At 64.6% G+C, this 19,980-nt stretch carries 18 protein-coding genes; 11 read left to right on the forward strand and 7 right to left on the reverse strand.

Translation table 11 applies throughout. The features are described 5' to 3' along the window. The first annotated feature begins 110 nt into the window (after positions 1-110). Positions 111-1,502: a M48 family metalloprotease gene (locus tag IVB36_RS26730; RefSeq protein WP_018452960.1), complete on the forward strand. Its 1,392-nt coding sequence runs from the start codon at positions 111-113 to the stop codon at positions 1,500-1,502. Positions 1,503-1,700: 198 nt separating this feature from the next. On the opposite strand, the gene IVB36_RS26735 is transcribed toward IVB36_RS26730, so the two are convergent. Further along, a complete protein-coding gene (locus IVB36_RS26735) occupies positions 1,701-3,026 on the reverse strand; it encodes an MFS transporter (protein ID WP_007604615.1) in 1,326 nt (441 codons plus the stop codon). 181 nt (positions 3,027-3,207) lie between these two features. Between IVB36_RS26735 and cyoA the strand changes: the two genes are divergently transcribed. The 7 genes from cyoA to IVB36_RS26770 are packed head-to-tail and all read left to right on the forward strand — an operon-like array spanning position 3,208 to position 10,121. Continuing rightward, positions 3,208-4,368 (forward strand): ubiquinol oxidase subunit II, encoded by a 1,161-nt coding sequence (gene cyoA / locus IVB36_RS26740; protein WP_026232429.1) that lies wholly within the window; start codon positions 3,208-3,210, stop codon positions 4,366-4,368. An 11-nt stretch (positions 4,369-4,379) separates the two neighbouring features. Further along, on the forward strand, positions 4,380-6,377 hold the full coding sequence (cyoB, locus tag IVB36_RS26745) for a cytochrome o ubiquinol oxidase subunit I (protein WP_018452957.1): 1,998 nt from the start codon (positions 4,380-4,382) through the stop codon (positions 6,375-6,377). After that, entirely contained in the window at positions 6,378-7,007 is a 630-nt protein-coding gene (cyoC, locus tag IVB36_RS26750) for a cytochrome o ubiquinol oxidase subunit III (protein ID WP_018452956.1), read from the forward strand. Beyond that, positions 7,004-7,390: a cytochrome o ubiquinol oxidase subunit IV gene (gene cyoD, locus IVB36_RS26755; protein ID WP_018452955.1), complete on the forward strand. Its 387-nt coding sequence runs from the start codon at positions 7,004-7,006 to the stop codon at positions 7,388-7,390. Before cyoC ends, cyoD begins: the two co-directional genes overlap by 4 nt. After that, positions 7,387-8,247, forward strand: a complete 861-nt coding sequence (locus tag IVB36_RS26760; protein WP_018452954.1) for an SURF1 family protein — start codon at positions 7,387-7,389, stop codon at positions 8,245-8,247. The genes cyoD and IVB36_RS26760 overlap by 4 nt, the downstream gene beginning before the upstream one ends. Continuing rightward, positions 8,219-9,598 (forward strand): ATP-binding protein, encoded by a 1,380-nt coding sequence (locus tag IVB36_RS26765; RefSeq protein ID WP_018452953.1) that lies wholly within the window; start codon positions 8,219-8,221, stop codon positions 9,596-9,598. Before IVB36_RS26760 ends, IVB36_RS26765 begins: the two co-directional genes overlap by 29 nt. Next, the gene (locus IVB36_RS26770; protein ID WP_018452952.1) at positions 9,588-10,121 is read left to right on the forward strand and encodes a response regulator transcription factor; all 534 of its coding nucleotides are present in this window, start codon (positions 9,588-9,590) and stop codon (positions 10,119-10,121) included. The genes IVB36_RS26765 and IVB36_RS26770 overlap by 11 nt, the downstream gene beginning before the upstream one ends. Before the next feature lie 37 nt (positions 10,122-10,158). On the opposite strand, the gene IVB36_RS26775 is transcribed toward IVB36_RS26770, so the two are convergent. Beyond that, positions 10,159-10,869, reverse strand: a complete 711-nt coding sequence (locus IVB36_RS26775; RefSeq protein ID WP_026232428.1) for a glutathione S-transferase family protein — start codon at positions 10,867-10,869, stop codon at positions 10,159-10,161. A 109-nt stretch (positions 10,870-10,978) separates the two neighbouring features. Here IVB36_RS26775 and IVB36_RS26780 point away from each other — a divergent pair, with 109 nt between their 5' ends. Beyond that, a complete protein-coding gene (locus IVB36_RS26780; RefSeq protein WP_018452950.1) occupies positions 10,979-11,350 on the forward strand; it encodes a helix-turn-helix domain-containing protein in 372 nt (123 codons plus the stop codon). Between the two features lie 135 nt (positions 11,351-11,485). Here the strand turns inward: IVB36_RS26780 and IVB36_RS26785 are convergent, their stop codons facing one another. The 5 genes from IVB36_RS26785 to IVB36_RS26805 all read right to left on the reverse strand — a co-directional run bounded on the left by IVB36_RS26785 (position 11,486) and on the right by IVB36_RS26805 (position 18,321). Then, positions 11,486-12,310: a CarD family transcriptional regulator gene (locus IVB36_RS26785; protein ID WP_018452949.1), complete on the reverse strand. Its 825-nt coding sequence runs from the start codon at positions 12,308-12,310 to the stop codon at positions 11,486-11,488. A 344-nt stretch (positions 12,311-12,654) separates the two neighbouring features. Continuing rightward, complete coding sequence (fdxA, locus tag IVB36_RS26790) at positions 12,655-12,993, reverse strand: ferredoxin FdxA (RefSeq protein WP_018452948.1); 339 nt, start codon at positions 12,991-12,993, stop codon at positions 12,655-12,657. A gap of 132 nt (positions 12,994-13,125) precedes the next feature. Further along, on the reverse strand, positions 13,126-13,395 hold the full coding sequence (locus IVB36_RS26795; protein ID WP_083926310.1) for an RNA-binding S4 domain-containing protein: 270 nt from the start codon (positions 13,393-13,395) through the stop codon (positions 13,126-13,128). A 22-nt stretch (positions 13,396-13,417) separates the two neighbouring features. Then, complete coding sequence (locus tag IVB36_RS26800) at positions 13,418-16,834, reverse strand: helicase-related protein (protein WP_247393583.1); 3,417 nt, start codon at positions 16,832-16,834, stop codon at positions 13,418-13,420. Between the two features lie 677 nt (positions 16,835-17,511). Then, entirely contained in the window at positions 17,512-18,321 is an 810-nt protein-coding gene (locus IVB36_RS26805; protein WP_085384094.1) for a DUF3108 domain-containing protein, read from the reverse strand. Positions 18,322-18,964: 643 nt separating this feature from the next. Between IVB36_RS26805 and rpmB the strand changes: the two genes are divergently transcribed. Continuing rightward, the gene (gene rpmB, locus IVB36_RS26810; protein WP_026232426.1) at positions 18,965-19,276 is read left to right on the forward strand and encodes a 50S ribosomal protein L28; all 312 of its coding nucleotides are present in this window, start codon (positions 18,965-18,967) and stop codon (positions 19,274-19,276) included. 186 nt (positions 19,277-19,462) lie between these two features. Continuing rightward, complete coding sequence (locus tag IVB36_RS26815) at positions 19,463-19,705, forward strand: hypothetical protein (RefSeq protein WP_247369135.1); 243 nt, start codon at positions 19,463-19,465, stop codon at positions 19,703-19,705. Positions 19,706-19,980: the final 275 nt, after the last annotated feature.

Below are 19,980 nucleotides of genomic sequence, written 5' to 3' on the forward strand. Positions count from 1 at the left end.
ACGTGAATGGGGTGCTAGGACGGCACGGACGAGGTGAACGCCGCCGCCTGCGGGCAGCGCCGGCTGCGCTATGCCTCGTGCTGGGTTCAGCCCTCGCCGGTTGCGGCGATATGGGCCGGTTCCAGACCGCGGCGGCGCCCCCGACCGTCGCAATGCCCAAGCCGAAGCCGGCCGTCGCGCAGACCCCCGCCACCGAAAAGGAGCACGAGCGCATCCTGGCGAGCTACGGCGGCACATATGACGACCCCAGGCTCGAATCGCTCGTCACCAAGACCGTCGACCGCCTGGTCGCAGCGTCCGACCGCCCCGATCAGGGTTACAGGGTCACGATCCTCAATTCCGGCGCGGTGAACGCCTTCGCGCTGCCGAACGGCCAGCTCTATGTCACGCGCGGTCTTCTTGCGCTGGCGAGCGATACGTCGGAATTGTCCTCCGTGCTCAGCCACGAGATGGCGCATGTGCTGTCCAAGCACGCCGCGATGCGCGAGGACCAGGCCCGCCAGGCCGCGATCGTCACCCGCGTCGTCACCGACATGAGCAACGATCCCGATCTCACCGCGCTGGCGCTCGCCAAGACCAAGCTGACCATGGCGAGCTTTTCGCGCAATCAGGAGTTCGAGGCCGACGGCGTCGGCGTCGGCATCTCCGCCAAGGCCCATTTCGATCCTTATGGTGCTGCACGCTTTCTCTCGGCGATGGAGCGCAATGCCGAGCTGAAGGTCGGCAAGACCTCGCTCGATCCGCGGGCGCAGGATTTCACCTCGTCGCATCCGGCAACGCCCGAGCGCGTGCAGAACGCGCAGACCATCGCGCGGCAATACGCAGCGCCAGAGGGCGGCGAACGCGACCGCGAGACCTATCTCGCCGCGATCGACAATCTCGTCTACGGCGAAGACCCCAGCGAAGGTTTTGTCCGTGGCCGGCGCTTCCTGCATCCGAAGCTCGGTTTCACCTTCCAGGCGCCGGACAATTTTACGCTCGACAACACCGCGCAGGCCGTGATCGGCGTGCGCGACGGCGGCTCGCAGGCGATGCGCTTCGACGTCGTGCGGGTGCCGGCCGAACAGTCGCTGGGCGATTACCTGAATTCCGGCTGGATGGAGGGCGTCGAGAAGGCCTCCACCGAGGACATCACCATCAACGGTTTTCCGGCTGCGTCCGCCACCGCCAAGGGCGACCAGTGGCAGTTCAAGGTCTATGCGCTGCGCTTCGGCAGCGACGTCTACCGCTTCATCTTCGCGGCACGGCAGAAGTCGACCGAGAGCGAGCGCAATGCGCGCGAGACCGTCGGTTCATTCCGCCGCCTGACGCTCGACGAGATCCAGGCCGCGCGCCCGCTGCGCATCAAGGTCATCACCGTACAGCCTGGCGACACCGTGGAATCGCTCTCCCACCGCATGGCCGGCGTCGACCACCCGGCCGAGCGTTTTCGCGTGCTCAACGGGCTCGATCGCAACGCGCAGGTGAAGGTGCGCGATCGTGTGAAGGTCGTGGCGGATTGACGCGCGGTGGTTCCGCAAACTCCGCTGTCGTCCCGGCGTCGGCCGGGACCCATAACCCCAGGGAGCAATTTGGCGGGCGCTGGTCGTTCGGGATTAAGAACACCCGCGTTCGATAGATCACGCGGTATGGGTCCCGGCCCCCGTGCGCAATTGCGCACTAGGCCGGGACGACATTCGCTTGTAGCTGCAGCTCACGCCCTAACCGCCCGCGTCCATATCGCCGGCCTCGCGCTGGCCGCTGAGCCAGAGCGCGAGCAAGGTCCAGAACGCGCCTGACAGCAGGTACGCACCCGAGGCGATGACGCCGAGATTGGTCGCCAGCAACAGAGCGACCAGCGGTGCAAAGCCTGCGCCGAACAGCCAGGCCATGTCGGAGGTCAGCGCCGAGGCCGTGTAGCGATACGCCTGCTTGAAGTTCGAGGCGATCGCACCCGAGGACTGGCCGAACGAGAGGCCGAGCAGGATGAAGCCGATCACCATGTAGATGGTCTCGCCGAACGCGCCGGCATCGAGCAGCTGCGGGGCAAAGCCGCTGTAGATCGCGATCGCGATCGCCGATCCCATCAGCAGCGACTTGCGGCCGACGCGATCGGCGATGACGCCGGAGAGCACGATCGCGCCGACGCCGAACACGGCGGCGACGATCTCGATGATCAGGAAGCGCACCGGGCTTTCGCGGGTGAACAGGAACACCCAGGACAGCGGAAACACCGTGACCATGTGGAACAGCGCGAAGCTCGCCAGCGGCGCAAACGCACCGAGCATGATGTTCTGGCCTTCGCGCGCCACGGTCTCGGAGATGCGCGAGGGTTGCAATTCGCGGGTCTCGAACAGCGAGGCATATTCTTCCGTCGTCACCATGCGCAGGCGCGCGAACAGCGCCACGACGTTGATGGCGAAGGCGACGAAGAACGGATAGCGCCAGCCCCAATCGAAGAAATCGTCGGCCGACAGATTCCCGGCGAAATAGGCGAACAGCCCGCTCGCCACGATCAGACCAAGCGGCGCACCAAGCTGCGGCACCATCGCGTACCAGCCGCGCTTGGAAGGCGGCGCGTTCAGCGCCAGCAGCGAGGCCATGCCGTCCCAGGCGCCGCCCCAGGCCAGACCCTGTGCGATGCGCGCCAGCGCCAGCAGCCAGATCGCGGCAGCGCCGATCTCGTGATAGCCGGGCAGGAACGCGATCGCGACGGTGGCGGTGCCGAGCAGGAACAGCGCCGAGATCAGCTTGGCCGTCTTGCCGTACTCGCGGTCGACCGTCATGAAAATGACGGTGCCGATCGGCCGCGCCATGAAGGCCAGCGCGAAGATCATGAAGGAATAGAGGGTGCCGGTCAGTTCGCTCGTGAACGGGAAGACCAGGCGCGGGAACACGATCACCGAGGCGATCGCGAAAACGAAGAAGTCGAAGAATTCCGAGGTGCGGCCGATGATGACGCCGATGGCGATCTCGCCGGGACTGGCCTGGTCGTGGCCGTGCTCGCCCGAGTGGTCTGCCATTGCGGGGGTCTGTGCCATCGCCATTCGCGCGCCCTTAACGTTCTGAAACCAAAGCCGACTGCCCGGCGAGGCGCCAGGCAATCGAATCCTGTCTGGCGCAACATCCCGCACTGCAACATTGGACAAATTGTCCAATGTTGGGATTGCTGCGCCGCAGCTACCCCTTGGCCCCGCAAAAGAAACTCATTCTCATAAGGCTCGGCCCGTGTCCCGTTTCAAGATCCTGGCGATGCTACCCTTGGCGGTTATGCTAAGTGGCTGCAACTACGTCGTGCTGGCGCCGGCCGGCGATATCGCGGCGCAGCAGCGCGACCTTGTCATCATCTCCACCGTCCTGATGCTCCTGATTGTCGTCCCCGTGATGGCCCTGACGGTGCTGTTCGCCTGGCGCTACCGGCAGTCCAACACCGACGCCCGCTACGAGCCGGAATGGGACCACTCGACCAGCCTCGAGCTGGTGATCTGGTCGGCGCCGCTTCTGATCATTGTTTGCCTTGGCGCGCTGACCTGGATGGGCACGCACCTGCTCGACCCCTATCGCACGCTCGGCCGCATCCATGCCGACCGCGCAGTCGACCAGTCCAAGGCCCCGCTCGAGGTCGACGTCGTCGCGCTCGACTGGAAGTGGCTCTTTATCTATCCGGATTACGGCATCGCCACCGTCAACGATCTGGCAGCTCCCGTCGATCGTCCGATCAACTTCCGCATCACCGCGTCCTCGGTGATGAACTCGTTCTACATCCCCGCGCTGGCCGGCCAGATCTACGCAATGCCGGGCATGGAGACCAAGCTCCACGCCGTCGTGAACCACGCCGGCAGCTATCGGGGCTTTTCGGCGAACTACAGCGGGGCCGGCTTCTCCGGCATGCACTTCAACTTCCAGGGTCTCGACGACAAGGGCTTTGACGCCTGGATCGCCAGCGCCAAGTCCGGCGGCGGCTCGCTCGGCCGCGCCGAATATCTCCAGCTCGAAAAGCCCAGCCAGAACGAGCCGGTGCGGCGCTACGGTACCGTGGATTCCGATCTCTACCGCCTGATCCTCAACATGTGCGTCGAGACCGGCAAGATGTGCCAGAGCGAGATGATGGCGATCGACGCCAAGGGCGGCCTCGGCCATGAGGGCCTGAACAACACCCTGCCGCTGGCCTACGACAAGTACGCCCGCCGCGGCACCGCGCTTGGGCCGGAGCCGACTTTCGTCGCCGGCACCTGCACGCCCGATGCGCCGCAGGGCAGGACCACCGCTTCCATCACGGCACCTGTCGACACCGCGCCGCTGCTCGGCGCCGGCCTGAAGCGGCCGAGTTTCACGCCGCTGAAGTCCTCGTCCTTCTTCCTCGGACAACGTCCGAAGTCAGATTCGTAAAGAGATCCCGCATGTCTCCTGATCTTCTCAAGCTCATCTTCGGCCGGCTCACCTTCGAATCGCTGCCGCTGCACGAGCCGATCGTCGTCGGCACGTTTGCCGTGGTGGCGACCGGCGGCCTCATCATGCTCGCCGGCCTGACCTATTTCCGCGTCTGGGGTTATCTCTGGAGCGAGTGGTTCACCAGCGTCGACCACAAGCGCATCGGCATCATGTACATGATCCTCGGCATCGTGATGCTGCTGCGCGGCTTCGCCGACGCGCTGATGATGCGGTTGCAGCAGGCGCTCGCCTTCGGCGGCTCGGAGGGCTATCTCAACGCCCATCACTACGACCAGGTCTTCACCGCCCACGGCGTGATCATGATCTTCTTCGTGGCGATGCCGCTGGTCACCGGCCTGATGAACTTCGTCGTGCCGCTCCAGATCGGCGCGCGCGACGTGTCGTTCCCGTTCCTGAACAATTTCAGCTTCTGGATGACGGTCGGCGGCGCGGTGCTGGTGATGGCCTCGCTGTTCATCGGCGAATTCGCCCGCACCGGCTGGCTCGCTTATCCGCCGCTGTCGAACATCGGCTACAGTCCGGATGTCGGCGTCGACTATTACATATGGGGGCTACAGGTCGCGGGCGTCGGAACGACACTGTCCGGCATCAACCTGATCTGCACCATCGTCAAGCTGCGGTGCCCCGGCATGACCATGATGCGGATGCCGGTGTTCACCTGGACCGCGCTCTGCACCAACGTGCTGATCGTCGCTTCCTTCCCGGTTCTGACCGTCGTGCTCGCGCTGCTCTCGCTCGATCGCTACGTCGGCACCAACTTCTTCACGAACGATTTCGGCGGCAGCCCGATGATGTACGTGAACCTGATCTGGATCTGGGGTCATCCCGAGGTCTACATCCTGGTTCTCCCCGCCTTCGGCATCTTCTCGGAAGTGACCTCGACCTTCTCGGGCAAGCGGCTGTTCGGCTACACCTCGATGGTCTACGCCACGGTGGTCATCACCATCCTGTCGTACCTGGTCTGGCTGCACCACTTCTTCACGATGGGGTCGGGCGCCAGCGTCAACTCCTTCTTCGGCATCACCACGATGATCATCTCGATCCCGACGGGCGCGAAGATGTTCAACTGGCTATTCACGATGTATCGCGGCCGCATCCGCTTCGAGCTGCCGATGATGTGGACGATCGCGTTCATGCTGACCTTCGTGCTCGGCGGCATGACCGGCGTGCTGCTCGCGGTGCCGCCGGCCGACTTCGTCCTGCACAACAGCCTGTTCCTGATCGCGCACTTCCACAACGTAATCATCGGCGGCGTCGTGTTCGGCGCGTTCGCCGGTATCGGCTACTGGTTCCCGAAGGCGTTCGGCTTCAAGCTCGACCCGTTCTGGGGCAAGCTGTCGTTCTGGTTCTGGGTCACGGGCTTCTACCTCGCTTTCATGCCGCTCTATGTGCTCGGACTGATGGGCGTGACCCGCCGGCTCCGTGTGTTCGACGACCCGAGCCTGCAGATCTGGTTCATCGTCGCCGGCATTGGCGCCTTCCTGGTCTTCCTTGGCATCCTCTCGATGCTGATGCAGTTCGCCGTCAGCTTCCTCAGGCGCGAGCAGCTCAAGGACGTCACCGGCGATCCCTGGGACGCGCGCACGCTGGAATGGGCGACCTCCTCGCCGCCGCCGGCCTACAACTTCGCCTTCACCCCCGTCGCTCACGACAACGACGCGTGGTGGGACATGAAGAAGCGCGGTTATCAGCGCCCGCTCACCGGGTTCAAGCCGATCCACATGCCGAGCAGCACCGGCACCGGCATCATCCTCGCCGGCTTCGCCACCGCGATGGGATTCGGCCTGATCTGGTACATCTGGTGGCTGGCGGCCGCGAGCTTCATCGCGATGCTCGCCGTCGGCATCGGTCACACCTTCAACTATCACCGCGATTTCGATATTCCGGCCGAGGACGTCATCCGGGCCGAAGACGCGCGCACCAAGCTGCTCGCCGGAGCCAAGTAAATGACTGTCGCTGTCAATCCCACGCAAACCGGCGAGCCGGTCTTCTACCTCGCCGACGAACACCCGCATCCGGAAGGCTACAGCACCTCGCTCGGCTTCTGGATCTATCTGATGAGCGACTGTCTCATCTTCGCGATCCTGTTCGCCACTTTCGGCGTGCTCGGCGGCAAATACGCCGCCGGCCCGGCGCCGAAGGATCTGTTCGAGCTGCCGCTGGTCGCGGTCAACACCTCGATGCTACTGCTGTCGTCGATCACGTATGGTTTTGCCATGCTGACGATGCAGCAGAACAAGATCGCGCAGACCCAGATCTGGCTGGCGATCACCGGCCTGTTCGGAGCCGCATTCATCGGCATCGAGCTGTCCGAGTTCGCCCACATGATCCATGAGGGCGCGACGCCGCAGCGTAGTGCTTTCCTGTCCGCCTTCTTCACCCTGGTCGGCACCCATGGCCTGCACGTCAGCTGTGGCCTGATCTGGCTGGTGACCCTGATGGTGCAGGTCTGGAAGTTCGGCCTGATCGACGCCAATCGCCGCCGCCTGATGTGCCTGTCGATGTTCTGGCACTTCCTGGACGTGGTCTGGATCGGCGTCTTCACCTTCGTCTATCTCCTGGGAGTTCTGCGATGAACACCGATACTCACGCCGCCCACGCGGACGATCATCATCACGGCGACAGCCACGCCAATGCCCACGGCTCGTTCTCGACCTATATGCTCGGCTTCGTGCTCTCGGTCGTGCTCACCGCGATCCCGTTCTGGCTGGTGATGAGCGGCGCGCTTCCGAGCAAGCAGATCACCGCGCTGGTGATCATGGCCTTCGCGGTCGTGCAGATCGTCGTGCACATGATCTACTTCCTGCACATGAACACGACGTCAGAGAACGGCTGGAGCATGATGGCGCTGATCTTCACCATCGTCATGGTGGTGATCGCCCTGTCGGGTTCGCTGTGGGTGATGAACCACCTCAACAGCAACATGATGCCGATCCACCAGATGACCGGGATGAAATGAACGAGACCCGGACCGTGACGAGCGAGGCAAACGGGACGCGCAGCAACGCAGCGCGCCCGCCCTTGTGGCTCACGATCCTCTCGCTCACGGCCATTGCACTTCTGATCGCGCTCGGCGTCTGGCAGATCGAGCGCCGCGCCTGGAAGCTGGCGCTGATCGATCGCGTCGAGCAGCGCGTTCATGCCCCGGCCCAGCCGATCCCCTCCCCGGCGGCATGGCCGACCGTCTCCGCCGCAAACGACGAATACAGACACGTCAGCGTCTCCGGCCGGTTCCTGCATGACCGCGAGACCCTGGCTCAGGCCGTCACCGAAGAAGGCCCGGGCTATTGGGTGCTGACACCGCTCAGGCGCGACGACGGCACGCTGGTCCTGGTCAACCGCGGCTTCGTGCCGTCCGACCGGCGCGATGCGTCGACGCGCTGGGACGGCAACCCGCAAGGCCAGGTCGAGATCACCGGCCTGTTGCGCGTGACGGAGCCAAAAGGCGGATTCCTCAGAAACAACGTGCCGGAGCACAATCGCTGGTACTCGCGGGATGTCGCAGCGATTGCGACGGCACGCGGCCTCGACCACGTCGCGCCCTTTTTCATCGATGCCGACGCTCGATCACAATCCGGCAGCGGCCCAATCGGCGGATTGACCGTGATCAGCTTTCCCAATAACCACCTGATCTACGCGCTGACGTGGTTTGCTCTGGCGTTCATGCTGGCCGGCAGACTTTTCGTCACATTCGGCGGCGGGCTGTTCCGCCGCAAGGAGCCCTGGAGCGGCTTCGCCCACGAAGCGGCCGGCGGCCTCGATGCTGTCGCCCGCAGGACGGGATCAGATGCTGGAACGATCGGCGAGCCCACCTGACAACGGAAGAACGCACAGCGCCGTCACGCTGCAATCGCAGGCGGACGCGCGCAGCGAGCTGATCGGCACAGCGCCAACCGACGACGAGACCAACCGCAAGAACATGGCGCTGCTGATCCAGCTGCGCTGGACCGCAGTGGTCGGCCAGATCGTGACCATCGGCGGCGTGCATGTGTGGCTCGGCATTCCCCTGCCCCTCACCCGCATGGGCGCGGTAATCGGCGCCCTGATATTTCTCAACATCTCCAGCCTGGTCTGGGTGCGCCATCGCGCCGCGATCACCAACAATGAGTTGCTGGTCGCCCTGATGCTGGACGTCGCCGCGCTGACCGCGCAGCTTTACCTCAGCGGCGGCGCCACCAATCCCTTCACCTCGCTGTTCCTGCTCCAGGTGACGCTGGGCGCGGTGCTGCTCGATGGCCGCTCGACCTGGTCGCTGGTCGCCTTGACCTGCGCGAGCTTCGTCTGGCTGACCGTCGCCTACCGACCGCTCGATCTGCCGCCGAACCCGCTGAGCGAGACCTACACCCTCACGGTTGCCGGCATGCTGCTGGGCTTCGTGCTCAACGCCGTGCTGCTGGTGGTGTTCGTCACCCGCATCAACAGGAATTTGCGCGAGCGCGACGCGCATCTGGCGGCGCTGCGCCAGCATGCCGCCGAGCAGGATCATATCGTGCGCATGGGCCTGCTCGCCTCCGGCGCGGCTCACGAGCTCGGCACGCCGCTCGCCTCGCTCTCGGTCATCCTCGGCGACTGGCGCCGCATGCCCGACCTCGCCGCCGATCAGGAGCTGGCCGAGGACCTCGAGGAGATGGAGACCTCGCTGCAACGCTGCAAGTCGATCGTGACAGGCATTCTGGTGTCGGCGGGCGAAGCCCGCGGCGAGGGATCGTCGCCGACGACGGTGGCGGCTTTCGTCACCGCGCTCGTGGAAGAGTGGCGCGACGCGCGCTCGGCGCGCACGTTGTATTTCGTCAACACTTTCGGCGAAGACGTCGCAATCGTCTCGGACGTCGCGCTGAAGCAGGTGATCTTCAACGTGCTCGACAACGCCTACGAGGTCTCGCGCGACTGGGTCGAGCTCGTTGCCGGGCGCGAGGGCGATCATCTCGTGCTGTCGATCAGCGATCGCGGCCCCGGCTTTGCGCCGGAGATGCTGGCACAGCTCGGAAAGCCCTATCAATCGAGCAAGGGCCGCGCCGGCGGCGGGCTCGGCCTGTTCCTGGTGGTGAACGTGGTGCGCAAGTTAGGGGGCAGCGTGACCGCCGAGAACCACAGGAAGCGCGGCGCTACGGTCCGCCTCACGCTGCCGCTCGCAACGCTCGCGATCGGAGGCAGCTTTGACGCCTGATCGTTCGCTCGTCGTCGTCGAGGACGATGCCGGCTTCGCCCGCACCCTGAAGCGTTCGTTCGAGCGCCGCGACTACGAGGTCGTGCTCGCCGCCTCGATCGAGGATGTGCGGAAAGTCCTGGAGGAGCGATCGTTTGGCTATGCCGTCGTCGACCTCAAGCTCGGCGGCGCCTCGGGACTGGCCTGCGTGGAGCTCTTGCACACGCACGATCCGGAGATGCTGATCGTGGTGCTGACGGGCTTTGCCAGCATCTCCACCGCCGTCGAGGCCATCAAGCTCGGCGCATGCCACTATCTGGCAAAGCCGTCGAACACCGACGACATCGAGGCCGCCTTCAACAAGGCCGCAGGCAATGCCGAGGTCGCGCTCGACGCCCGGCCGACATCGATTAAGACGCTGGAGTGGGAACGCATCCACCAGACCCTGATCGAAACCGATTTCAACATCTCGGAAGCCGCAAGGCGGCTCGGGATGCATCGGCGGACGCTGGCGCGGAAGCTCGAGAAGCGGCCGGTGAAGTGAGGAGGAGCGGATCGAAGCCGCTCCTCCTCTCCACTGGTTAGGCTTGCTTGCCATATCGCGCGATGACGTCGGCCAGGGCGGTGTGGCCTGCGCAGGATCCTGTTCCCGGATCATTGCTGCCGCTCTCCACGGCGGTGGCGTAGATGACCCCGGGATCGGCCTCGAGTTGTTGGCGCAGCGCGGCCAGCTTTGGCCAGCGGCTCCTGTCCGCGACAGCGTGGAAGTCGAGCCAGCGCGCCACACCTGCCAGCAAGGCGTCCGCGAGGGTCGGCCGGTCGGCGAGCAGGAACCTTGCCGGCTCGATCATGCCTTCGAGCTTGTCGTGACGTTCGATCACCTTTCTCCTTCCGAACTCCCGCAAGGCCGAACGCATGGCGTCGTCCATCGCCACGCCTTCCATTGCGACCCAAAGCGGCGCGAAGGCGCCGGTAAAGCCGGTATTCACGAACGCCATCAGCTGGTGCATGCGATCGGCTTGCGGCGACAACGGATCAAAGCTGATGCGCCGTTCGGTATCCCTGGCTTCGAGCCAAGCCGCGATCGCCATGGTTTCCGTCAGCACATCGCCCTGGTCCGTTATAAGTGCAGGCGTCTCGTGTCGCGGATTGATCCTGGCGTATGACGGGCTCAGCATCTCGCCCAGCATGTCGACGCGACACAGGCGATATGGCCTGCCAAACCATTCAAGAGCTGCAACGAGTCCCATGGAGCTTCCCATCGGGAAGCCGTAAAGTAGGATTGGATCCATCGATCTATTCTCCGTGATTTCTGATGATCACGCTGCGCAGCGGTCCCGAACCCTAGTCGCTCGCTCCATCAAGTAAATTGCGAACATTTTTGTAACCTGGAGCCCGCCGATGAAAGATCTCGTTTCGAGATGTCCCATCGAGGAAGTGATGCAGATCCTGAGCGGCCGGTGGCCTACGCTTCTGATCTACTATTTGAAACAGGGCACCAAACGGTTCAGCGACTTGCGTCGGGACAATCCGACCATCTCGCACAGGATGCTCGCCCTCGAGCTTCGCAAGCTGGAGGACGCCGGTATCGTGACTCGCACGGAATTCGACGGATACCCGTTGAGGGTCGAGTACGATCTGACCGCCGCCGGTCACACCTTGGTGCCGTTGATCGATGCGTTGGGCGCCTGGTGGTCGACGGTTGCGACTGACGCGCGCGGAGACGACCGCGAGACCGGGCGCGGCGCTTCGGGAAGCGCATCGCGGGTTTGATCCTGCTCAGGACCGCATAGGCTCAAAGCAATTCCGCCCGCTGACGTCCCCGAACCGGGGCGGTCAGCGTCTCCAAAACAAAAAGCCCGGCCGTAAGACCGGGCTTTGATCTGTTGCGTTCGACGCGCGAGACGCTTACGCGGCCTCGTCGGCGACCGTGGCGCCGCCCTCGGTCTCGTCGCTATCGCCCTCGGCGTCCGCATCGGCCTCGCCTTCGGCGGCTTCGGACTTGGCGCCAGTGCGGCGCGGGCTCTTGGCGAGCTGGGCCTCGATCTCCTTGACCGCTTCGGTCTCGGTCGAGTGCTGCACCACCGCGATCTCGCGGGAGAGACGGTCGAGCGCTGCTTCATAGAGCTGGCGTTCGCTGTAGGACTGCTCGGGCTGCGACTCGGAGCGATAGAGGTCGCGCACGACTTCCGCGATAGCGACGATGTCGCCCGAATTGATCTTCGCTTCGTATTCCTGGGCGCGGCGCGACCACATGGTGCGCTTGACGCGGGCACGGCCCTTGAGGGTCTCGAGCGCACGCTTCACCAGCGCGGGGTCGGAGAGCTTGCGCATGCCGACATTGGCGACCTTGGCGGTCGGCACGCGCAGCGTCATCTTGTCCTTGATGAAGTTGATGACGAACAGCTCGAGCTTCGCGCCGGCGATCTCCTGCTCCTCGATGGCCAGAATCTGGCCGACGCCGTGAGCGGGATAGACGACGAATTCGTTGGCCTTGAAGCCCTGACGCTGGGTCACAACCTTCTTTTCCTCGACCTTCGGCGCAACAGCCGCGGGCTTCACGGCCGGCTTGGCGGCAGCAACAGGGGCCTTGGCAGGAGCAGCAGCAACAGGAGCCTTTGCGGCGGGCTTGGCAGCGGGAGCCTTGGCAACAGCGGGCTTGGCGGCGGGCTTGGCGGCAACAGGCTTGGCAACGGTCGCTTTCGCGGCCGGCTTGGCAGTCTTGTTAGGCATTGCGCTTCTTTTGTTCTTCGAGGACTTTGCAGCCGGCGCCTTCGTCGCGGTCCGACCCTTGGATGCGCTACGGCTGGCCGCGGCGACTTTCTTGGCGTCCTTATGGGAAGCCTTCGCTGAAGTACTCTTTTTACGCGTTTTCTGTGACACAGCCTGCGCGCGGAAACTGCCACGCCCCTGTTCGACATTTGGTTTCACGGGAACCCAACGGGGCCGACGGGGCTAACCAGGGTTCGGCTCAATGTGCCCAATATAGCACATTTCCCGCAAAAATCAATGATTTAGGGGTGTTAAGGCCTAGTTTTCGGCGGTAAGGCCGCTAATAGGGTTAAGTTTGACCCGAATTAGTCGCCGGAGCCGGGGTTCGGCGAGAAATACTTGTCGAACTTGCCCTCCATGCCGTCGAAATCCTTGGCGTCGTCGGGTGATTCTTTCTTCTGGGTGATGTTCGGCCAGCTCTTGGCGTAGTCGGCGTTGACCGTGAGCCACTTTTCCAGGCCCGGTTCCGTGTCCGGCTTGATGGCATCGGCGGGGCATTCCGGCTCGCACACGCCGCAGTCGATGCACTCGTCAGGATGGATGACGAGCATGTTCTCGCCCTCATAGAAACAGTCGACCGGGCAGACCTCGACGCAGTCGGTGTACTTGCACTTGATGCACGCTTCAGTGACGACGTAAGTCATCCAACGCTCCGAAAAGCTCTTTTAAAAGTCGCGGCTTGCGTAGCGCGGATGGCCCGGCGCCGCAAGCTCAGGAACGGCCGATCATGACGGCTTTATGCGCTTGATCGACCAAGAAATGAATTCAAAGCGCAATTAATTGCGCTGAGAACTTGGCGGGCCTTCACCGAGCTCTTCGTAGAGCACACGGGCCGAGGCGGCGTCGCCGCGGCGCTCGTTGAAGGCGATGACTTTCAAGACGCGCACGGTGCGATCGAGCGCGATGGTGAGCACGTCGCCGATCTTGATCGCATGCCCCGGCGATTTCTCGCGTGCACCGTTGACGCGAACATGGCCGGACTCGACAAGCGCGGCCGCGGAGGTGCGCGCCTTCACCACCCGCGCGTGCCACAGCCATTTGTCGATGCGCTGCCGCTCGGTCGTGGGCTCACTCCTTACGCCCGGACAGCTGCTCCTTCAGCGCAGCGAGCTTCGCGAACGGCGAGTTCGGATCGACCGGACGATCGCGCTCGCGCGGGGTGGCGCTCGATGCGTAGGGACGCAGCGACGGTCCGCCCTGGCGGTCGCGGCCCTTGTCGCGGTCGCGGCCACGGTTATCGCGGCCCTTGTCGCGATCGCCGCCGAACTTGCCCTTGTTGCGGTCCTTGTTGTCGCGGTCCTTGTTGCCGCCATTTTTGCCCTCGAAGCGGCGGTTCTTGTCGTCGCGGCCCTCGGGACGCGGCGCAGCTTCGGCGCTACCTTCTCGCGGCTTGCGGAAGTCCCTGCCACCATCTCGACGATGACCGCCGCCATGGCGATGGCGCTCACCGCGCTTCTCGCCGTCGGCGGCAGGCTGGGCTTCGCCTTCGGCAGGCGCAGCGCCGGCTTCAGCGCCCGCCTGTGGACGCGGCTGGTGATGACGCTGGTTGCGATGGCGCTCGTGGCGCGGCTTGCGATCATCGTGACGGCCCGCGGGACGCCAGACCTCGATGAGCTCGGGCTCGGCGGGCGCGGCCGCGGCTTCCACCGGCGCTGCCGCATCGGCCGACGCAGCGGCTTCAGTTGCAGCGGTCTCTGCAGGCGCGGTTTCGGCAGGTGCGGTTTCGACAGCTTCAGCGGGGGCAACAGGCTCTTCCGCAGGTGGCGCGATGCCGGGAGCGTCTTCCGGCGTGACGGAAGCTTCGAGCGCCGGCTCGTCATGCGCGGGCTCGTCGTGCTGCTCCATCCCGGGCGCGTCTTCGACGGTCACAGGCTCGGCAGCGGCTTCGATCGCGGCATCCGCAGGGGTTGCGGCGTCCTCGACCGGCGTTTCGGTTGCGGGCGTCTCTTCGCTGGAGGCTTCAGCAACAGGCGCCTCAGCAATAGGCGTCTCGACAACAGCCGCGGCGGGCTTCGCCGGCAGCGGCGGGCGCTTGTCCATGCGATAGCCGAGCGCACGCAGCACGGAGGCAAAGTCTTCGCCGGCGGAGCCGGTGAGCGAGGTCATCGCCTGCGTCACCACAAAGCTGCGGCCGTCGAATGCCCCGGCGGGCTTTTCGCCAGACGCGTTCTCGCGCCAGGCCAGCGCCGGACGGATCAGATCGGCCAGGCGCTCGAGGATATCGACGCGCACGGCGCGCTCGCCGGCCTGCTTGTAGCCGAGCACGCGATAGGCATCGCGCGGCAGCTGCTTGTCGACCGGGAACGAGGTGCGGCCCGAGCTCGCCAGATGCTGCGCGCCCGACAGCGCGGAGGGATCGACATTGTCCTGCTTCAGCGCCCAGAGCAGCGCGGCCAGCGCACGCCCGGCCGGCTTGAGCAGGCCGGGGAAATAGAGGTGATAGGCGCCGAAGCGGACGCCGTATTTGCGCAAGGTCGCGCGCGAGGGCTGGTCGAGATCCTTCAGCTCGTTGGCGATCTTCGGGCGCTCCAGCACGCCGAGCGCCTCGACGAGCTGATAGGCGATGCCGCGGGCGATGCCGGTGACGTCCTCGGCCTTGCTGAGCTCGAACAGCGGCCCGAGCAGCTTTTCGATATGCGTCTTGAGCCAGAGCTCAAGCCGCGCCTGCACCTTGTCGCGGGGGGCGCCCGTGAGGCGTTCGTCGGAGATGATGCGGATGCGCGGATGCAGCGCTTCCTCTGCGGCAGACAGCCGCGCCACGGCGTCGCCGGTCCAGCGGATGATGCCTTCCGAGGTCAGCACGAACTGCTCGTCCGGTGCGTTGCCCAGTTTTTCGGCGCGCGCGTTGATCTCGCCGGCGAGCACGGCCTGCGCTGCAGCCTGCAACGCTTTCGCATCGGAGCCGGCTTCCGCCGCATCCGGTGCAAAGGTGAAGCCATCGAGGCGGCCGATGACATGGCCTTCGACGATGACTTCGCCGGTCTTGCCGATTTCCGTATTCAAGCTCGTGTTCTCCCGCAGGCGGCGCATCAATACACTGGTCCGGCGATCAACGAAACGCTCAGTCAAGCGTTCATGGAGCGCATCCGATAATTTATTTTCGACCTCGCGGGCGATCCCCTGCCAGCGTTCGGGGTCTTTCAGCCAGTAGGGGCGATTGGCGACGAAGGTCCAGGTGCGAATCTGCGCGATCCGGGCCGACAGCGTGTCGATATCGCCGTCAACGCGGTCGGCCTGGTCGATCTGGGTCCTGAACCAGGCGTCGGGGATGCATCCCTTCCGCATCAGGAAGCCGTACAGCGTCGTCACCAGCTCGGCATGGGCGGCCGGCGACAGCTTTCGATAATCCGGGACCTGGCAGGCCTCCCACAGCCGTTCCACGGCGTCCTTGCCATGCGCGACATCGCGCACCTCGGCGTCGCGGGCGGCGTGGTCGAGCACGCGCATGTCCTCGGCAATCGGCGCGCGCGTCAGCGCCTCGTGGCCGGGGGCCAGGTTCAGCGAGACCTGGAGCGCGCCGAGGGAAGCAAAATCCAGCTTCGAATTGCGCCATTGCAAAACCTTCACGGGATCGAAGGTGTGGTTCTGCAGCGCATTGACGAGCTCGGGCTCGAACGGGCCGCAGCGGCCGGTGGTGCCGAAGGTGCCGTTGCGGGTGGCGCGGCCGGCGCGGCCGGCGATCTGAGCGAATTCGGACGGCGTCAGGCGGCGGAACTGGTAGCCGTCGTACTTGCGGTCGGAGGCAAAGGCGACGTGGTCGACGTCGAGATTGAGGCCCATGCCGACGGCGTCGGTGGCGACGAGGTAATCGACCTCGCCGTTCTGGAACATCGCGACCTGCGCGTTGCGGGTGCGCGGCGACAGCGAACCCAGCACCACGGCGGCGCCGCCATGCTGGCGGCGGATCAGCTCGGCGATGGCGTAGACCTCGTCGGCCGAGAAGGCGACGATGGCGGTGCGGCGCGGCTGCCGCGTGATCTTGCGATCACCCGCGAATTCCAGCTGCGACAGGCGCGGCCGCGTGATCATGGAGACGCCCGGCAGCAGCCGCTCGATGATCGGGCGCATGGTCGCAGCGCCGAGCAGCAGCGTCTCGTCGCGGCCGCGGCGATTGAGGATGCGATCGGTGAAGACGTGGCCGCGTTCCAGATCGGATGCGATCTGCACCTCGTCGACGGCAAGGAACGAGACGTCGAGATCCCGCGGCATCGCCTCGACGGTCGAGACCCAATAGCGCGGCGCTTTCGGCTTGATCTTCTCCTCGCCGGTCACGAGCGCGACGGCGTCGGGGCCGACCCTTGCTGCGATCTTGTTGTAGACCTCGCGCGCGAGCAGGCGCAGCGGCAGCCCGATCATGCCGGAGGGATGCGCGAGCATCCGCTCGATGGCGAGATGGGTCTTGCCGGTGTTGGTGGGACCAAGCACCGCAGTGACGCCGGCGCCGGGAAGCCGCTCGGAAGCGAAGGGGGAGGAGGAAAAAGGCATCTGGGGGATTAGGTAATGGCGATTGGGGCGAATGTCAGTGCTGTTTTGGGGCGGTGGCGCGAAGGGCTCGCCTCACACACTGCTGTCCTCGCCCGGCTCGACCGGGCGATCCAGTATTCCAGAGGCGGCGCAGATCAAACCGAGAGGGCGCGGCGTACTGGATGCCCCGGTCAAGCCGGGGCATGACGGCGGAGAATGCGGCGCCTCTCCCTGAACCCAGCGCAACTGTCTCACTTTGCGACGCTTTTCCCGTTGGCTTTAAGCTTCGGAACGAGTTGAGAACGAATCGCGGCCGAATCGCTGACTCCCCCTTGAGTCCTGTTCCGTTCACGCAAGATGTCGCGGGAGGCTTGTGGGTTCGCACTAGATGGAGTTTTGCTCCGCCGCACAAGCGACGTTTCGATGGCGGATTCGTTAAAGCTGGGGACGGCGCGGAGTCGAATCAGAATCGGGGAGGAGTCAAATGGATTCCCGGTTCTCGACCCCCTCCAAACAAAATGCGCGAAAACAACCCCATGCACAGTAGGCATGTTGTTGAAATCATTGATGTTTATTTTCACCAAAAGGGAGGTCCGTAGCCCGCATGGAGCGGAGCGCAATGCGGGGGCCGAAGCAAAGAACCCCGGATTACGCTGCGCTCCATCCGGGCTACGGCAGCGGGGCTACGGCACCCAGCCCTACTGCGTCTTCGCGACCTTGGGCGGCTGGGCGCTGGTGATGAAGCTGGTTGCTTCCAGCATGGCCGGCCCGAGCGGGGTCGGCACTTTCAGCCAGAACGGGACCAGGATGCGCGTGCCGGCGATCGGTGCGAACGCGACCTCGATGTTGCGCTGGGCGGCGAGATATTTGATCACCGGACGGTCGGGGATGTAGCCGGCGATGGGCACGAAATAGAGCGAGCAGACCACGACCTGGCCGTGATAGCCCTTCTCCGCCTTCACGTTCTCCATGCGCTTGAAATCGAGCTTGAGCTCGTAGCGCATGCGGCCGTCGAACACGGCGGCGCTGCCGTGGCAGGCGTCCGCCGACAGCACGTCGCCGGTGCCGGATACGCGCACCAGCGAGGCCGTCATCGGGTCCCAGACGCCGCGGCGATGCGCGTCGGTGACGACGATGCGGTCGGGATCGACCGGCGGCTCCGGCAGGATGGCAAAATCCTTCACATTGCCCTTGTCGAGCGTGATGCGGATCTCTTCGGTCTTCTTCGAGGTGGTGGTGGAGGCCTGATAGCCGGTCGCGACCAGCGCGCCGTTGACCACGCGGCCCTGCGAGGCGCCGGTGCCGGACCCGCCCGCGAAGGATTTCAGCAGCCCCGAGGTGCCGCCGGAGGCCGCGGCCGCGAACACATCGTCCTGGATGTCGATGTTCCAGGCGCCCTTGCCGACGGGAATGCCCGCCAGCGTCGCCTCATATTGCGCCTCGAGCTTGCCCTGCGCCGCCGCGGGCTCCGCCGCCCACGCCAACACCAGCCCGCCAAGGGCCGCCATGACCCAGCGGCCGGCAGAGCGAGGATGGCTTACGCGCGGATTCCTCGCGCGCCGCTCCGCTGAGCGCAGCTCTTTTGGGCGCAGGCTCGGCGCAAGATGAGGCGTTGTGAGCACGAAACAATCCAATCGGGGCGCGAACGGTTGTTACTTAAGCCAAATACCGCGCCAAGCAATGCGTCCGGGCCTGTCGGCGTCCGGAACTCCACCGGACTTTTCGGGCGCGAATACGCCCTTTATGTGATGGTAAGGCGCGATAATCATTGCCGTTTTGGTGATCGGGGGTGGGACTGAAAGCGCACCTCACCCCGCCACCTCCACCGCCGTCATGCCCCGGCTTGACCGGGGCATCCAGTACGCCGCGGCCCCTCTGGTCAGCCGCACCGGCGCGGAGTACTGGATCGCCCGGTCCCGGCTCCGCCAAGGCTACGCCGAGGCCCACACGGGTGCTCGGCCCGCCGAAGCTTCAGCGAAGGCGGCGAGCCGGGCGATGACAGCTACCTTGGAGCACGAAACCCGCCCCAAAACCTTGACGTCCCGCCGCTTCCCCCCTATACGTCCGCCCGCTCCCTGCAAGGACAGAGAATTTGCCCGTGGCGCCCCGAATGGCGGCCGCACATCGTTGGGAAAGATTGAGGATTTTGCCATGTCTCGCCGCTGCGAATTGACGGCCAAGGGCCCCCAGGTCGGCCACACGGTCAGCCACTCCAACATCAAGACCAAGCGCCGCTTCCTGCCGAACCTGGTCAACGTGACCTTCATCAGCGAAGCGCTGGGCCGCAACGTGCGCCTGCGCGTCTCCACCAACGCGATCAAGAGCGTCGACCACAATGGCGGCCTCGATCCCTTCCTGCTCAAGGCCAAGGCCGCCGTGCTGTCGCCCCGCGCCCTCGAGCTGAAGCGCGCCATCCAGAAGAAGGTCGGCCCGACCCCGGCGCCGGAGAAGAAGGCGAGCTAAGAATTTTCGAATCGGGCGAGGGCTTGCGTCGCGAGGCGTAGGCTTAGCTGGAAGAGTTTTGCGTGACGGCCGGATCGGAAGATCCGGCCGTTTTTGTTGATAACACCGCGCTTCCTCCTACAATCAAACGGTGCATCCCGTTTGGAAGGCATCGAGGCAACGCCATGACGGCATGGGAGCGGGAAAATGAACCAAAAGAAACTTTTTCTTGTCGACGGAGCTTCGGACAATCTCCTGTCGAACCTCGACAGCCGCGACATTGCACTTTGGCTGATCGACCTGCCGAAGGAATGCCCCCAACTCGAAACTTTGATATCATTCCTAGGCTTGCCTTGGCGGCTAGTCTTATCCGAGGTTTCTGACAAGCGGTTGATCTCAGCGCTCGATCAAGGATCGCGCTCCGGCGACGATATGGCTATTCGACAATGACAAGGCAGGCCAACAGGCAGTAAGAGCTGCGACTGCTTTGGACACAAGTATTGTGGAGTTTCGTGACGTCTTCCGGCTTCATCCACACATGCCAACGAGCGGCAATCTCGATCCCAAGACTCTCCAAAAGGCCTTTGAACGGGAAAACCTGGCCTACAAAGGGTTGAATTGGGAACTAGTCGTCCGTGAACAAGGCACTAAGCGATTGAGCAGGAGTCAGTTTTCCGGTTGCGGCGGCATTTGAGATTGCAGGGATTGGGGGCTTGAGGCCCCCA

The sequence above is a fragment of the Bradyrhizobium sp. 35 genome (assembly GCF_023073215.1).
Taxonomy (GTDB): domain Bacteria; phylum Pseudomonadota; class Alphaproteobacteria; order Rhizobiales; family Xanthobacteraceae; genus Bradyrhizobium; species Bradyrhizobium canariense_D.

What these genes read in the sequence shown, in the direction of transcription:
- IVB36_RS26730 (WP_018452960.1), top strand. Translation starts at nt 111, where the DNA reads ATGGGCCGGTTCCAGACCGCGGCGGCGCCCCCGACCGTCGCAATGCCC.
- IVB36_RS26735 (WP_007604615.1), bottom strand. Translation starts at nt 3,026, where the DNA reads ATGGCGATGGCACAGACCCCCGCAATGGCAGACCACTCGGGCGAGCAC.
- cyoB (WP_018452957.1), top strand. Translation starts at nt 4,380, where the DNA reads ATGTCTCCTGATCTTCTCAAGCTCATCTTCGGCCGGCTCACCTTCGAA.
- cyoC (WP_018452956.1), top strand. Translation starts at nt 6,378, where the DNA reads ATGACTGTCGCTGTCAATCCCACGCAAACCGGCGAGCCGGTCTTCTAC.
- cyoD (WP_018452955.1), top strand. Translation starts at nt 7,004, where the DNA reads ATGAACACCGATACTCACGCCGCCCACGCGGACGATCATCATCACGGC.
- IVB36_RS26760 (WP_018452954.1), top strand. Translation starts at nt 7,387, where the DNA reads ATGAACGAGACCCGGACCGTGACGAGCGAGGCAAACGGGACGCGCAGC.
- IVB36_RS26765 (WP_018452953.1), top strand. Translation starts at nt 8,219, where the DNA reads ATGCTGGAACGATCGGCGAGCCCACCTGACAACGGAAGAACGCACAGC.
- IVB36_RS26775 (WP_026232428.1), bottom strand. Translation starts at nt 10,869, where the DNA reads ATGGATCCAATCCTACTTTACGGCTTCCCGATGGGAAGCTCCATGGGA.
- IVB36_RS26780 (WP_018452950.1), top strand. Translation starts at nt 10,979, where the DNA reads ATGAAAGATCTCGTTTCGAGATGTCCCATCGAGGAAGTGATGCAGATC.
- IVB36_RS26785 (WP_018452949.1), bottom strand. Translation starts at nt 12,310, where the DNA reads ATGCCTAACAAGACTGCCAAGCCGGCCGCGAAAGCGACCGTTGCCAAG.
- fdxA (WP_018452948.1), bottom strand. Translation starts at nt 12,993, where the DNA reads ATGACTTACGTCGTCACTGAAGCGTGCATCAAGTGCAAGTACACCGAC.
- IVB36_RS26800 (WP_247393583.1), bottom strand. Translation starts at nt 16,834, where the DNA reads ATGCCTTTTTCCTCCTCCCCCTTCGCTTCCGAGCGGCTTCCCGGCGCC.
- IVB36_RS26805 (WP_085384094.1), bottom strand. Translation starts at nt 18,321, where the DNA reads ATGGCGGCCCTTGGCGGGCTGGTGTTGGCGTGGGCGGCGGAGCCCGCG.
- rpmB (WP_026232426.1), top strand. Translation starts at nt 18,965, where the DNA reads ATGTCTCGCCGCTGCGAATTGACGGCCAAGGGCCCCCAGGTCGGCCAC.
- IVB36_RS26815 (WP_247369135.1), top strand. Translation starts at nt 19,463, where the DNA reads ATGAACCAAAAGAAACTTTTTCTTGTCGACGGAGCTTCGGACAATCTC.